12 protein-coding genes and 1 rRNA gene are annotated in these 14,000 nt (G+C 63.2%); 3 read left to right on the forward strand and 10 right to left on the reverse strand.

Annotated features, from left to right (window positions below):
* Window positions 1-46 precede the first annotated feature (46 nt).
* The 9 genes from ACNQOP_RS19190 to lysS all read right to left on the reverse strand — a co-directional run bounded on the left by ACNQOP_RS19190 (window position 47) and on the right by lysS (window position 11,049).
* Window positions 47-223, reverse strand: a complete 177-nt coding sequence (locus ACNQOP_RS19190) for a hypothetical protein (RefSeq protein ID WP_284986841.1) — start codon at window positions 221-223, stop codon at window positions 47-49.
* Window positions 224-250: 27 nt separating this feature from the next.
* Window positions 251-1,699 (reverse strand): FAD-binding oxidoreductase, encoded by a 1,449-nt coding sequence (locus ACNQOP_RS19195; RefSeq protein ID WP_416405473.1) that lies wholly within the window; start codon window positions 1,697-1,699, stop codon window positions 251-253.
* A gap of 160 nt (window positions 1,700-1,859) precedes the next feature.
* Window positions 1,860-2,369, reverse strand: coding sequence for an amino-acid N-acetyltransferase (locus tag ACNQOP_RS19200; RefSeq protein ID WP_257370319.1), 510 nt, complete (start codon window positions 2,367-2,369; stop codon window positions 1,860-1,862).
* Between the two features lie 160 nt (window positions 2,370-2,529).
* Entirely contained in the window at window positions 2,530-4,647 is a 2,118-nt protein-coding gene (locus tag ACNQOP_RS19205) for a prolyl oligopeptidase family serine peptidase (protein ID WP_416405474.1), read from the reverse strand.
* A 50-nt stretch (window positions 4,648-4,697) separates the two neighbouring features.
* The gene (locus ACNQOP_RS19210; protein ID WP_416405475.1) at window positions 4,698-5,906 is read right to left on the reverse strand and encodes a glycosyltransferase; all 1,209 of its coding nucleotides are present in this window, start codon (window positions 5,904-5,906) and stop codon (window positions 4,698-4,700) included.
* 118 nt (window positions 5,907-6,024) lie between these two features.
* Window positions 6,025-8,517 carry an ATP-dependent Clp protease ATP-binding subunit gene (locus tag ACNQOP_RS19215; protein WP_235520367.1) on the reverse strand — a complete coding sequence of 831 codons (2,493 nt, stop codon included), beginning with the start codon at window positions 8,515-8,517 and terminating at the stop codon, window positions 6,025-6,027.
* Window positions 8,518-8,887: 370 nt separating this feature from the next.
* A complete protein-coding gene (locus ACNQOP_RS19220) occupies window positions 8,888-9,214 on the reverse strand; it encodes a histone-like nucleoid-structuring protein Lsr2 (RefSeq protein ID WP_211711044.1) in 327 nt (108 codons plus the stop codon).
* Window positions 9,215-9,343: 129 nt separating this feature from the next.
* Window positions 9,344-9,517, reverse strand: a complete 174-nt coding sequence (locus ACNQOP_RS19225) for a hypothetical protein (RefSeq protein ID WP_235520368.1) — start codon at window positions 9,515-9,517, stop codon at window positions 9,344-9,346.
* 2 nt (window positions 9,518-9,519) lie between these two features.
* Window positions 9,520-11,049 (reverse strand): lysine--tRNA ligase, encoded by a 1,530-nt coding sequence (lysS, locus tag ACNQOP_RS19230; protein ID WP_416405476.1) that lies wholly within the window; start codon window positions 11,047-11,049, stop codon window positions 9,520-9,522.
* Window positions 11,050-11,124: 75 nt separating this feature from the next.
* Here lysS and ACNQOP_RS19235 point away from each other — a divergent pair, with 75 nt between their 5' ends.
* From ACNQOP_RS19235 to ACNQOP_RS19245, 3 genes are all read left to right on the forward strand, one after another.
* Window positions 11,125-12,021, forward strand: a complete 897-nt coding sequence (locus tag ACNQOP_RS19235) for an alpha/beta fold hydrolase (RefSeq protein WP_416405477.1) — start codon at window positions 11,125-11,127, stop codon at window positions 12,019-12,021.
* Between the two features lie 9 nt (window positions 12,022-12,030).
* On the forward strand, window positions 12,031-12,885 hold the full coding sequence (locus ACNQOP_RS19240; protein WP_416405478.1) for an alpha/beta fold hydrolase: 855 nt from the start codon (window positions 12,031-12,033) through the stop codon (window positions 12,883-12,885).
* A 62-nt stretch (window positions 12,886-12,947) separates the two neighbouring features.
* On the forward strand, window positions 12,948-13,781 hold the full coding sequence (locus ACNQOP_RS19245) for an alpha/beta fold hydrolase (protein ID WP_257370329.1): 834 nt from the start codon (window positions 12,948-12,950) through the stop codon (window positions 13,779-13,781).
* 117 nt (window positions 13,782-13,898) lie between these two features.
* Here the strand turns inward: ACNQOP_RS19245 and rrf are convergent.
* Window positions 13,899-14,000, reverse strand: a 5S ribosomal RNA gene (gene rrf / locus ACNQOP_RS19250); the annotation flags it as partial.

Below are 14,000 nucleotides of genomic sequence, written 5' to 3' on the forward strand. Positions count from 1 at the left end.
GGGGCAGCCCTTCGACCGCCCCTCCACCTGCTCTTTTGTTCACGGGTCAGTCATCGGCACCCGGCGCCGCAATCAACCCGGACTCACTCCGGGGACGGACCTCGGGCCAGAAGGCCGAGTAGAGGTCCGGATCCGGATGGCGTTCCCCGGCCCAGGACTCCCCGCTTGGCAACAATCCATACGGGATGTCGATCTGGAATGCGGAGAAGTCAGGAAAAATCACCCGATGGTCCATTGCCGTCCCAGCTCCCTAGTTGTTCAGCACGGCGTCGCCGCCGGCAGTCACAACATCTTCAAGCAGCACTGTCTGGTCGATCACCGGAAGCCCCACAACGTGTCCAAAACTGAACATGTTCTTCGGGTCAAGCTGGGCCTTCGCCTTCCGGAGCCGTTCGCGGACAGTGGGACCCCAGGGCCGCTCCCTGTCCTCGGCGTCGACGAAGTGGCCGTGCAGGTTAACAAAAGTCCCGCCGCTGGAGGCGTCGCGCAGGTCCTCGCGTACGGCGTCGAACACTACGGGAAGCAGCTCCACCAGAGGAGGGACAGCCATGCCAGCCATGAAGAAGCTGAACGCGGCGTCGCGCGCCCCAACGGTATCCTCGCCGTCGGCGCTCTTGGCCAAGGCGCCGCCGAGCAACCGCACCTCCGCCATCAGCACCGGGCTCTCCACTCCTGGTCCGAAGTGGCGCAGGATCGCGCTCTTCGCTCCGCCGTCCAAACGGTCCAGCAGGAAGCCACGCTCGCGCACGGGCACAGGCTGGTCCGGGTCCTGGTGGATACTGTCCAGCTGGGTGGAGTCCAGGGGGCCGGTCCCATCCATCATGAAAGGCGCACTCCGTCGCATCGGCTCCAGCAATTGCGTTGCCACGGCCGCGTCGCCCTGGTATGCGTAACGCAGATGCACGACGAACTTGCCCCGCAAAGGTTCGGGAATCATCTCCATGTCCGGGAGGCGCAGGAAAGCCAACGACGCCGACGCCTCCTGGGGCAGCGACGGAACCCATTCGCTGAACTGCTGGAGGACCGCCGGGGCATGCTCACCGTCGAAGTACAGCCCACCGGCGAAGAGGTCAGTGCCCGGGAACAAGTGGAATTCCATGGCCGTGACAATGCCAAGGTTTCCCTTGCCTCCGCGCAGGAGATAGAAAAGCTCCGAATTCTCGTCCTTGGTTACCCGTCGGTGCGTGCCGTCAGCAGTGACGATCTCGAAGGCGATCACATGGTCCGATGCGAACCCGTACTTTCGACCCATGATCGGCAAGCCGCCGCCCAACGTGTAACCCACCACGCCGACGTCGGTGGTGGAACCGCAGAGCCCCATGAGCCCGAATGTGGATGCCAGTTCCACGACGGCCTTCCAGCGGACGCCGGCGCCAACGCGGGCCGTCCGTTCGACGGGATCGATACTGAGCTCCAGCATTCGACGGGTGCTGATGAGCAGGCCGCCCTCAATGGCGTTGGTGGCTCCGTGGCCGGTGGATTGGACGGAGACGGGCATTCCGCGTTCTCCGGCCCAGCGGATCGCTGCCGAAACGTCCTCTGCGTCGAGGGCGCCGAAGGCAACATCCGGCTGGTGCTGAGTGGACAAATTGAAGGCCGCTACTTCGGCGGCGAAGCCTGGATCGGCTGGCGTGAACACGGGACCGCGCACGCTGAGTTGGAGTTGTGAAACATCTGGAGTGGAGGCGTGGGACTGCATGATCTTCTCTCAAATTGACCGATGTGGCGGAAGCTTCCCCAGCAAGCCGTTATCAGTTTATCCATCAACTTTAGATAAGAGAAGAGGTTTAAATCACCCATAATCGGGCAGGGCCCAGCCATGCGTCGGAGCTGGGGTCTAAAAGGGGTTTGGGCGCAGGTTAAAGCTGCTTGATCATGCGCGTATTGCCCAGGGTGTTGGGCTTCACGCGGGCAAGGTCCAGGAACTCGGCCACGCCTTCGTCATGCGAGCGCAGGAGTTCCGAATACACCTGCGGATCAACGGCCGACTGGTCCGCCATGACTTCAAAGCCGTGGCGCTTGAAGAAGTCCACCTCGAACGTCAGGCAGAACACCCGGCTCACACCCAGCGCCTTTGCCTCTTCCAGCAGGTTCTCCACCAGGACATGGCCCACGCCGCGGCCCCGCCAGGAGTCGGCCGCGGCCAGCGTACGGATCTCGGCCAGGTCCTCCCACATCACGTGCAAGGCGCCGCAGCCAATGACCTCGCCTGTGTTGGATTCGGCAATCCGGAATTCCTGCAGGCTCTCGTAGTACGCCACTGTCTCCTTGGCCATGAGGATCCGCTCCTCAGCCAAAGGAGCCACGAGCCTTTTGATCGCCGCTACGTCACTGGTGCGGGCAGGGCGAAGGCTGAAGGTCGAATCCACTCCCCCATACTAGCGAGGCAAACAGATGCGGGCCGCCGGCGCCGCGTATGACGGAGTGCGGGCACGACGGCGACGACCGGGACATTTGTATAGCGTGCGTCTAAGCGAGGAACGAGCGAGCACGCGGCAAGTGTCCCGGTTGTCGCACGGAAGGAATCGCCTAGACCCCCAGTTCCTCAGGCAACTCCACGTCCTCGCCCAGAAGCTGCTTGGCCAGGAAATGCTCCACAACCCCGTACCAAACCTTGGCGTGCTGCGGCTGGAGCACCCAGTGGTTCTCGTCCGGGAAGTAGAGGAAACGGTGCGGGCTCTGGCCGTTGTCGTCAGCAGGCAGCTGCGAAGAGGACAGGAGCTCGTACCAGAGCCGAAGGCCTTCCCCGATCGGCACCCGGTAGTCCTTGTCGCCGTGGATCAGCAGCATGGGCGTCTTGATGTTGCCGACATTCAGGTGCGGCGAGTTCTGTATCGCCATCTCAGCCGTCATTTCCTTCAACCAGTACTGGGCCGCGTCCGTGGTGGGGCCGAACTGGTCCAGCGCCCACAGGCTGGCGTGGGTGACGATCGCCTTGAACCGGTCCGTCTGGCCAGCCACCCAGTTGGCCATGTAACCACCGAAGGATCCGCCCATCGCTGCTGTCCGCGACTCGTCGATGTCCGGCCGCTCCACCACAGCATCGGTGATGGCCATGAGATCCGTGAACGGCTTCTTGCCCCACTCGCCCCAGCCGCGCTGGATGAACTCCTGCCCGTAGCCGGTGGAAAGCGCGGGATCCGGGAGCAGGACGGCATAGCCCTTGGCGACCAGCAGCCACGGGTTCCAACGCCAGGTCCAGGCGTTCCAGGAGCCGAGGGGTCCGCCGTGGATCCAGAGCAGGAGCGGGGCAGGAGCATCCGCGGAGGCGCCTTCGGGCAGTGCAAGATAGGCGGGCACGCGGGCACCGTCTTCCGAGGTGGTCTCGACCCGCTCCAAGCGGCCCCTGTAGACCGGTCGCTCCGCCGGCGCAGGCAGGCGTACCACCTCACCGGTGGCCAGGTCGATCCGCACTGCTTCGGTCGGGAACTCGTAGGAACTCCGCAGCGCGTACGCGGTAGCCCCGTCAGGTGAGACCACGACGTCGGAATAGGCTGCGGAGTCCATCGTCACGCGTGCGACGCCACCATCAGCGACGCCAATACGGAAAACCGGCGACGCGCCGTCGTCGTCCGCTTTCGCGAGTATGGCGCTGGCGTCGGGGAGCCAGGCGAGCGCGGTGGCCCAGCGGTCCCAGTGGTGCGCCAGCGGCTCCAATTCCGTGGTCTCGCCATTGGCTACGTTGAGCAGGTGCAGCTTCACTTGTGGAGCCTGAGTGGGCGTTGTGTCGCTTTCGCTTTCAACCACCAGCGTGCGGCCGTCTGGGCTGACGGGTCCCGGGAAGTAGCTCATGCCCTCGTGGTCCAGGAGGACTTTGACGTTGCCGGTAGCGACGTCGACGGCGGCGAGCACCTCGCGGCTGCCGGCTTTCGCGAGCGCCTTGGTGAGGCTGGTGTAGATGGTCTTGCCGTCTGGGCTCACTACTGACTTGGCCTCGCGCAGCGAACCGCCGACGCCGGGCGTCAGGTTGCGGAGTTTGAGCGACGGCGCGGCGTCAACGGTGGAGGGCTTGCCAGGCTCTTTGTCCTCGCCCTGTTCCACCGCGAAGAGCCGCGGCTCGGCCGGGCCCAGGTCGGCGTCCCAGTAGCGGACGGGGTAGCCGCTGTGCAGGATCGCCGACACCTTGTTGTCCTTGCGGGCCTTACGGCGCGCCTCGTCATTTTCCTCATCGGAGGATCCGGCCAGGACCTCCGCGGTGATGAATGTGGCGTCCACGTCTTTAGCGGCCATCACGGAATTGATACCGCCGGAGCGGGAGTGCACCACGCGGGCCTCACCGCCGTCGGCGGGCAACAGCCACAGCGCACTGACGGGGTCAGCGTCCGGGTTGTCCGGGTCCGGGCGCGCCGACGTGAAGTAGAGGTCGCCGGTGGAGGCGAATACTGCCCCGGTTTCGCCCTTGGAACTGCGGGTGATCCGGCGTGCCGGCCGCTGGCCCGTCGGGTCGATCTCCCAAAGGGCGGAAGCGAACTCGGTTCCCTTGCCGTTGAGCGTTGTCACTGTGGTGACCAGTCGCGTTCCGTCCGGACTAAGGGAGAGGCCACCGACCCGCGGGATGGAGAGGTAGTGGTCAAGATCGTGGAAAGGAGTTTCGGGCTGGTGGCCCGGGGCGTGAATGTCAGCTGAGTCCATGATCTGATTCAACATGGAATGTGGTCCCAATCACAGAGTGGTTCACTCACAGTGAAACAGTACTTTCAGATATTCCGTAATGCCTCGACCACGGCGGCGGTGCCGTCTTCCGTCGCCAGTGCGGTGGCTACGCTCTTGGCGCGGCGGGCGTACGACGGCGTGTTGCTGGCTTCGCGTATCGCCTCGCCCAGGCGCTCCGGAGTCAGCTTCTTATAGGGCACCGGCTCCGGACCGGCTCCAAGCGATGCAACTTTGGACGCCCACAACGGTTGGTCCGTGTACACGGGAACAGCCACCGTCGGAACGCCAGCCCGCAGACCGGCAGCGGTGGTTCCAGCGCCCGCATGGTGAACCACAACCGACATACGGGGAAAAAGCCACTCATGCGGAACACTCCCGACGCCGATTGCGTCATCCCCCAGGTAACCCTCAACGCCTTGGACGACGGCCCTTGCGCCGGCACGACGGGTAGCGTCCAGGATAAAGCCAGGATCGATGTCGGCGCTGCTGCCGAATCCCACGAAGACCGGAGGCGGGCCATCTGCAAGGAAGTCCACGAGATATGCGGCTGGTTGCCAGCCAGGGTTTTCAGCCGGCCACCAGTACCCTGCCATCACCAAGCCCGGGTGCCAATCGTCCGGCCTGGGCAGTACCGATGGGCTGATGCCGTAAAGCACTGTTGCGTGAGCTTTCCTTCGGCGACGCTCCCCGGCCGCGCGGCTTTCCTTGCGCAGGCCCAGTTCCCTGCGCAAGCGGGCGCTGGGACCGTCATATGGAGCTGGCCCAGCAGAAGCACGCTCCCCTATGATCCTGTTTCCCACGGGGCCGAGGCTCCGGGCCGAGTTCATCAGGACAGGAGGGTAGGCCGCGCTTGGCTCAGTGGGCTGCAGATGGGCGCCGATAGCCGGAATGCCGAAAGCCTCAGCAACATCGTAGGCGTACGGCGCCACCGAGTTGGCGAGGATCACGTCCGCGCCAGCCTCCGCTGCCGCCAACGTCCCTGTCGCCGCATTGTCCATGTACTCGCCGAGCTTCTTCCAGAAGGAGACCACATTTCCGGCTGATGCCTTGGCACCAGGCGCGGGATGTTTGATCAGCTCAGCAAGGTTTCCCGGCAGTGGCCTGAACTCGCACCCTGATTCCACCACCAAAGGCGCGTAGGCCGGGTTGGCGGCTATGGCGACCTCGTAGCCTACGCCCTGCAGGCGATGCCCGAGGCCGGCCATCGGAACCACGTCTCCTCGCGTGCCTGGCGCCACCATGAGTACGCGCATGTTTGTCCCCCTGGAGTCTTTTCCATCGAATGAGCCTGAAACCCACCTTAGGGCGGACAACAGAACCCCGCCCACTCCTTTCGGAATGGACGGGGTCCTTTGCGTCGTTGCCTCTGCCTTACGCGGTCGGAGCGATCTCCGGAATGCGCGGCTTGGCGTTGCCTTCAAACGTGAACTTCGCGTCGTCGCCTTCGCCCTCGACGTCAACCACAACGATGTCGCCGGGGTGGATGTCGCCGAACAGGATCTTCTCGGACAGCTGGTCCTCGATTTCGCGCTGGATGGTGCGGCGCAGCGGCCGGGCACCCATCGCGGGATCGTAACCACGCGTGGCCAGGAGAACCTTGGCGGCGGGCGTGAGCTCGATGCCCATGTCCTTGTCCTTGAGGCGGCGCTCCAGGCGGGTCACGAACAGGTCCACGATCTCGATGATCTCGTCCTGCGTCAGCTGCGGGAACACCACGACGTCGTCAACACGGTTGAGGAACTCGGGGCGGAAGTGCTGCTTCAGCTCTTCCGTAACCCGGGCGCGCATCCGGTTGTAGCCGGTCTGGGTGTCCGTGCCGGACTGGAAGCCCGTGGCCACGCTCTTGGAGATGTCGCGGGTACCAAGGTTGGTGGTCATGATGATCACGGTGTTCTTGAAGTCCACCACGCGGCCCTGGGAGTCGGTCAAACGGCCGTCTTCCAGAATCTGCAGGAGCGAGTTGAACAGGTCCGCGTGGGCCTTCTCAACTTCATCGAACAGGACGACGGAGAACGGACGCCTGCGGACCTTTTCGGTCAGCTGACCACCCTCTTCGTAGCCGACGTAGCCCGGAGGAGCACCGAAGAGACGCGAAACCGTGTGCTTCTCGGAGTACTCGGACATGTCCAGCGTGATGAGCGCGTCCTCTTCACCGAACAGGAACTCGGCAAGTGCCTTGGCGAGCTCGGTCTTTCCGACGCCCGTGGGGCCGGCGAAGATGAACGAGCCACCTGGGCGCTTGGGGTCCTTGAGGCCTGCACGGGTACGGCGGATAGCCTGCGACAGGGCCTTGATGGCCTCGTCCTGGCCCACAACGCGCTTGTGAAGCTCGTCTTCCATCTTGAGCAGGCGCGAGGACTCTTCCTCGGTGAGCTTGAAGACCGGGATGCCGGTGGAGTTCGCAAGAACTTCAGCGATCAGGTCCTCGTCAACTTCGGAAATGTCGTCCATGCCGCCGGACTTCCAGTTGCGCTCCTTCTCCGCGCGTTCGGCAATGAGCTTCTGCTCCTTGTCACGCAGCGAGGCAGCACCCTCGAAGTCCTGGGCGTCGATGGCGGATTCCTTCTCCATCTTCACGTCTGCAATGCGCTCGTCCATGGCCTTGAGCTCCGGCGGAGCGGTCATGCGGCGGATGCGCAGGCGGGCGCCGGCTTCATCGATAAGGTCAATCGCCTTGTCCGGCAGGAAGCGGTCCGAGATGTAGCGTTCGGCCAGCTGAGCGGCCGATGCCAGGGCACCATCGGTGATCGTTACGCGGTGGTGTGCCTCGTACCGGTCGCGAAGGCCCTTGAGGATCTCGATCGCGTGCGCAACGGAAGGTTCCTTGACCTGGATCGGCTGGAAACGACGCTCGAGGGCGGCGTCCTTCTCGATGTGCTTGCGGTACTCGTCCAGCGTGGTGGCACCGATGGTCTGGAGTTCACCACGGGCAAGCATGGGCTTGAGGATGGACGCAGCATCAATGGCGCCTTCAGCAGCACCCGCTCCGACGAGGGTGTGGATCTCGTCAATGAAGAGGATGATGTCGCCGCGGGTGCGGATTTCCTTGAGGACCTTCTTCAGGCGCTCTTCGAAGTCACCGCGGTAGCGGGAACCGGCAACCAGCGAACCGAGGTCAAGCGTGTACAGCTGCTTGTCCTTGATGGTTTCGGGGACATCGCCTCGGACGATCGCCTGGGCGAGGCCTTCGACGACGGCGGTCTTACCAACGCCGGGCTCACCGATCAGGACCGGGTTGTTCTTGGTACGGCGGGAGAGGACCTGCATGACGCGTTCCATCTCCTGCTCGCGGCCGATCACGGGATCGAGCTTGTTCTCGCGGGCAGCCTGGGTCAGGTTGCGTCCGAACTGGTCAAGCACCACCGAACCGGCGGGGGTACCTTCCGGCTGGCCCTGGCCGGAACCGCTGCCGGCGGTTTCCTTGCCCTGGTAGCCGGAGAGCAGCTGGATGACCTGCTGGCGGACCCTGTTGAGGTCTGCGCCGAGCTTCACCAGCACCTGTGCGGCCACGCCTTCGCCTTCGCGAATGAGGCCGAGCAGGATGTGCTCAGTACCGATGTAGTTGTGGCCGAGCTGCAGTGCTTCGCGGAGCGAGAGCTCAAGCACCTTCTTGGCACGCGGCGTGAAGGGGATGTGACCGGATGGGGCCTGCTGGCCCTGACCGATGATCTCCTGCACCTGCTCGCGAACACCATCGAGCGAAATGCTCAGGGACTCGAGCGCTTTGGCTGCGACGCCTTCACCCTCGTGGATCAGACCCAAGAGGATGTGCTCGGTACCGATGTAATTGTGGTTGAGCATCCTTGCCTCTTCTTGGGCAAGGACGACCACGCGACGGGCACGGTCCGTAAATCTCTCAAACATTTCGCCACACTCCTAGCTACGACGTACTTTGATGCTACGTGCCGGAGCAACACTTTTGGGGCGTGTTCGCCACAGGGGAAACATGACGGGGTTGCGGAATAAAACAGGCCCTTCCCCCTTGACCCGGGGCGTCCTGCGGTGGGATGCTGCCAAACCGCTTCCAGATCCTGCCTACCACCAGGGCCGCAAGGTATTCATTAGCAGTATCAGGCATCGCGTTGCCAGCCGATTAGCCGCTCAAATCCCCGGTCACTCGGCCGGCTGGTGATTCACAGAATATTCCATGGTTCGGAGTGCCCGGCACTTGCACATACTGCCTCTTAAAACATCAATGCCCCGGCAGTAGCTGCCGGGGCGTTGAAGCGATGAATCAGGAATTGGCCTTTTGGTACGCTTCCTGAATTTCAGCCTGAATACGTCCGCGACTGTTCACCGTGTAACCGTTATCACGGGCCCACTGCCTGATCTGTGCGGAATCCTGGCTGCGTGCCGCTGTTGCACGCCCGCGGGTGGCGCGGCCGGACGACGTCTTCCTGGCCTTGGCCACGTACGGTTCCAGGGCCTTCCGAAGCGAAGCAGCGTTTGCGGTGGACAAGTCCATCTCGTAACTGACGCCATCAAGGCCGAAGCGGACAGTTTCATCCGCGGCCCCTTCATCCAGGTCATCGACGAGGATGATTTTTACTTTCTGTGCCATGAGTTGCCTCTCTTTTGGAGGGTTGGATAATCAGAAATTCCCCGGATTCCTTTGTTGATTATCGTTCACTGCAAGCACGCACGTCAAAGCACAAATGGATTCATCCATGAAGGGAACCCATTTAGGGGGCTATTTAGTGGCAGGGCCTTCGGATGCCGGGCCAATATTCTTCGAATTCGCTTCCGCCTGCGCGCGGGCTTCCGCCTGACGCTCCGATTTGTCCGCATTGAAGATTGACTTCATGGCAAACCAAAAGATCAACCCAACAACAACCGACGGCGCCAGGACTGCGATGTACTCCATGATCAGTGTCCTTCGGGCTTCAACAGGGGGAACAGGATGGTCTCGCGGATGCCGGCACCGGTGAACAGCATCACCAGGCGGTCAATACCGAGTCCGATGCCACCCATGGGCGGGGCACCGTATTCGAGGGCGCGGAGGAAGTCCTCGTCCAGTTGCATGGCTTCGTCATCGCCTGCCGCCGAACGCCGTGACTGCTCAGTCAGCCGCTCACGCTGGATGACAGGGTCAATGAGTTCCGAGAATGCCGTTCCGCGTTCCATGCCGCCAATGATCAGGTCCCAGGCCTCGATGAGCCGGCCGTCTTCGCGGTGCGGGCGGGCCAGCGGCTGCGCGGAGGGCGGGTAGTCGTACACGAACGTGGGGTTCAGCAAGGTGGGTTCGACGATCTCGCCGAACAACTCAACCACGATCTTCTCGGCGTCCCATTTGGGGTCCACCTTGACCTCGTGCTTTGCTGCGATGGCAAGCAGCTCATCCACAGTGGTGTCCGGCGTAATTTCAACGCCCACTGCTTCGGAGAGACCCGGGTACACCGAAATCCAAGCCCATTCGCCGTCGAGGTTGATCTCACCGGCGTCGGTCTGGATGGTGCGCGTGCCGACGACGTCGGCGACGTTGAGGATGATTTCCTTCATGCGCTCGGCCATGACGAACTGGTCTGCCCAGGCCTCGTAGCATTCAAGCGTGGTGAATTCGGGGCTGTGGGTGGAGTCCACGCCTTCGTTGCGGAAGACGCGCCCCATGTCGTAGACGCGGTCAATGCCGCCAACGACGGCCCGCTTCAGGAACAGCTCGGTGGCAATGCGCAGGGTCATCTTCTGGTCGAAGGCGTTCATGTGCGTTTCGAACGGACGGGCTGTGGCGCCGCCATGGACCAGCTGCAGGATGGGGGTCTCCACCTCCACATAGCCGTGACGGTCCAGCGTGTCCCGGACCGAGCGGGTGATGGCGGCCCTCTTGTAGACCATTTCGCGGGCTTCATCGCGCACCATGAGGTCCACGTAGCGTTGGCGAACGCGGGTTTCCTCGTTGAGTTCCGCGTGCAGGACCGGGAGCGGTCGCAGCGCCTTTGAGGCCATCGACCAAGAATCTGCCATCACGGAAAGTTCGCCGCGGCGTGAGGAAATAACCTCACCCTTGATGAAGACGTGGTCGCCCAGGTCAACCAGGGCCTTCCAGTCCGCAAGCGCTTCCTCGCCGACGTTGGCCAGGCTGAGCATCGCCTGCAGCCGGACGCCCTTGCCGTCCACGCCGCCTTCCTGGATCGTGGCGAAGCACAACTTGCCGGTGTTGCGGATGAACACGACACGACCGGTGACGCCCACGGTGTCGCCCGTGGTCTCGTCGGCCTGGAGGTGCGCATATTTTTCGCGGATTTCGCTGAGGGAGTGGGTTCGCTCAACCCCCACCGGATAGGCCTCCGTGCCGCGCTCGATCAGCTTGGTGCGCTTCTCCATGCGGATGCGCATTTGCTCGCTGGCATCGATGGGTTCTGCGGAGGTGTTCGGGGCTGGGGTGTTTGCGGAAGTCACAGTCCTTAAGTTTACCGTTGATTACGGCTCTTCACTTCCGGGTCCTGGGATCCGCCCAACGAATAGACTCAGGCTGTGGAGACATGGACGGTTGAAACGAACGACGGCGGTGGCCAGCTTGAGGTGCACACCTTCCGGCCAGCGTCGGCTGCGGCGATTCCGGGGTCGAAGGCACCTGCTGAACCAGCCGGCGTCGTACTTGTCCATGGCACTTTGGTGACCGATTCCCTTTACTGGCCGTTCGCGCGGACTCTTAGCGTGATGCTCGGGCGCCCTGTCCACGTCTACAACCGTCGCGGCCGCGGCCATTCCGCTCCACAACCACCGGACTATTCGGTGGAGACGGAGATAGCGGACCTCCAGGCGGTCATGGAGAAGAGCGGTTCCGACGATGTAGTAGCGCACAGCTATGGCGGATTCGTGGCGCTGCAAGCCGCCCGGCGCTTCAGCATCCATCGCCTGGTGACCTACGACGCCGCAGTGTCCCTGTCCGGCAACCTCAGCAGCAGGTGGCGGCCAGAGCTCGAGGAAGCAGTAACGGCCGGGCAGCTGGATCATGCCTGGGCGCACCTGGTGCAGGGCCTTGGAACGGCCGGGCCCATCTCGTACCTGCCCATGGGGGCGCTGCGGACGCTCAGCGTATTGTCCGCGCGAACCCGGTTGGGGCTGGAAATGCGTACCCTGCTGCCCACTGCTGTTACCGAGATGCGCGCGGTACTGGACGCCGATGCCCACCTTGACGACTTCCTGAAGTTCTCTACCCCGACGCTCATGCTCAGCGGCGGCTGGAGCCCCGCGTACTTCGCCGAGACCGGGCGCATGCTCAGTGGCGCCGTGCCGGCGATCGAGTTCGCCATAGTCCCGCTGCAATTCCACGAAGGTCCCCTGCGTCCGGGCCGTCGGCTCGCCGCCCGCGTCGCCCGGTTCCTGGCGGCAACCCATAATGTCGGTCAGCGCACCGTCGCGCCCTAGGATGTTTCGGTGAGGGAACAGAGCATCAGGACGCACGACGGCGGCGAACTCGCCTTGTACACGTACGGCGCGGAAGACGCGCCCGGTGAACGCCGCGTGATTGTTATCGGCGGAGCGTTCCTCACAGCCCTGATCTACCGGCCCTTTTCGATCGCCCTGGCCAAAGGACTCGGTCCTGGCTGGGCCGTGGACGTCTACGACCGACGCGGCCGGGGCAAGTCGACAGAGCAACCGCACGGCTACTCCATGGCCACCGAAATTGCCGATGTCCGCACCATCATGGACGCTACAGGCGCGCGCAATATCCTTGGCCACAGCCTGGGCGGATCCGTTGCCCTCAACGCTGCACAGGCCTTCGCCGGCACCCGTCACGAACCGGACAAACTGGCGGTCTATGACGCCGCCGTGAATATCGACGGGAGCATGGACACGGACTGGCTGGAAGGATTCGCTGATGCCGTCAACAAAGGCGAAGTAGGCCGGGCGCTGGCCCGGATGAAGCGTGGAATGAACCAGGGAACCGCCCTTGCGAAGGTTCCTGAGCCAGTCCTGGCGGGGTTGATGGCCATCGTCTCGCACACCAAAGTCAACCAGCTGTTCCGTGACCTCATGCCAACAGGCGTCGGCGAACTGAAGGCAGCGTTCGAAGCCGCCGACACACCCCGGGACTTCTCCGTGTTGCCATCCACGACTCACTTCATGGTGGGAAAGAAGAGTCCGAAGTTCTACAAGGTCGCTGCGTCACGCTTGAACAGGGCGGTGCCGGGCAGCACTTTGGAAGTCTCCCCGAAAGGATTCCACGGGTCCGTTCCGGCAGCCGTCAAGGAACTTGTGTCCGATATCTCCGAGTACTTCACGCGCTGACGGTTTCCCACACACGAACAGGCATAGTGCCTGCTTTCAGGTGGCTCGGTTAGGCTCAATTCATGACGCGCGACATCATCATGACCCCAGACGGCGGACACCTCGAAGTACTCACCACCGGTGGTGAGCTGACTTCGGCAGGATCCGGCGTGGTAGTTGTTCCGGCCTCCATGGTTACCGCTTCCGATTACACCCGGTTTGCCCAGAAATTGAGCGAAGCCCTGGGCAGGCCCGTGCACACGTTCAACCGTCGCGGACGCGGTGACTCGTCACCGCAAGCCGAAGACTACACATTGGAAGCCGACATCCGGGACCTGGAGGCGGTCATGAAACACACCTCCAGCACGGACGTCTTTGGACACAGCTTCGGTGGAGCCGTAGCACTCCACGCAGCGCGGACGCTTCCGGTGGAGAGGTTGGCTGTCTATGACCCGGCCGTTTCCGTCAACCACAGCGTCAAGGCCGAATGGGCACCGGAATATGAACGCGCAGCTGCGGCCGGGGACTACGATCGAGCCCTCGCCGTACTGATCAAGGGAGTGGAAACGGAAGGCGCCCTCGGGCGCATGCCCCTGTCCATGCTGACCCTGGCCAACAAGCTGACAGCAGGCACGCCCATGGGCAAACAGATGCGCGAGCTCATGACCAGCGGCGTGCGGGAAATCAAAGCCGTCATCGCTGCGGACATGCCAGCTGAGCCGTTCCTGGAACTCCCCTTGGAAACGCTGATCGTAGTGGGCGAAAAGAGCCCTGCCTACTTCGGTGTTGCCTGCGGCCAAATCCACGACGTCCTGTCAGGGTCGAGTTACACCATACTCGCCGGCTTCGGGCACGATGGCCCCAACAAAGCGCCGGACAAGCTGATCTCGGAGTTGTCGGAGTTCTTCTCCGGCTAACCCTCACCCCCTGGTGCCGGCTCGGACAACCTTCGCGGCTGGCGCTGGGGTGTTTGGTGGTTAAATGTGGGAGACCCCCCGACCCGTGTGGGTTGGGGGGTCTCGACCTTAATGGTTGTCCGGCGGTGTCCTACTCTCCCACACCCTCCCGGGTGCAGTACCATCGGCGCTGTGGGTCTTAGCTTCCGGGTTCGGAATGGGACCGGGCGTTTCCCCCAC

The sequence above is a fragment of the Arthrobacter sp. LFS091 genome (genome assembly GCF_047977885.1).
In the GTDB taxonomy this organism is placed as follows: Bacteria; Actinomycetota; Actinomycetes; order Actinomycetales; family Micrococcaceae; genus Arthrobacter.

Bases quoted from the DNA above. Each gene is read 5' to 3' on its own strand.
- ACNQOP_RS19245 (WP_257370329.1), top strand. From the start codon at position 12,948: ATGACGCGCGACATCATCATGACCCCAGACGGCGGACACCTCGAAGTA.
- ACNQOP_RS19210 (WP_416405475.1), bottom strand. From the start codon at position 5,906: ATGCGCGTACTCATGGTGGCGCCAGGCACGCGAGGAGACGTGGTTCCG.
- ACNQOP_RS19195 (WP_416405473.1), bottom strand. From the start codon at position 1,699: ATGCAGTCCCACGCCTCCACTCCAGATGTTTCACAACTCCAACTCAGC.
- ACNQOP_RS19225 (WP_235520368.1), bottom strand. From the start codon at position 9,517: ATGGAGTACATCGCAGTCCTGGCGCCGTCGGTTGTTGTTGGGTTGATC.
- ACNQOP_RS19215 (WP_235520367.1), bottom strand. From the start codon at position 8,517: ATGTTTGAGAGATTTACGGACCGTGCCCGTCGCGTGGTCGTCCTTGCC.
- ACNQOP_RS19205 (WP_416405474.1), bottom strand. From the start codon at position 4,647: ATGTTGAATCAGATCATGGACTCAGCTGACATTCACGCCCCGGGCCAC.
- ACNQOP_RS19220 (WP_211711044.1), bottom strand. From the start codon at position 9,214: ATGGCACAGAAAGTAAAAATCATCCTCGTCGATGACCTGGATGAAGGG.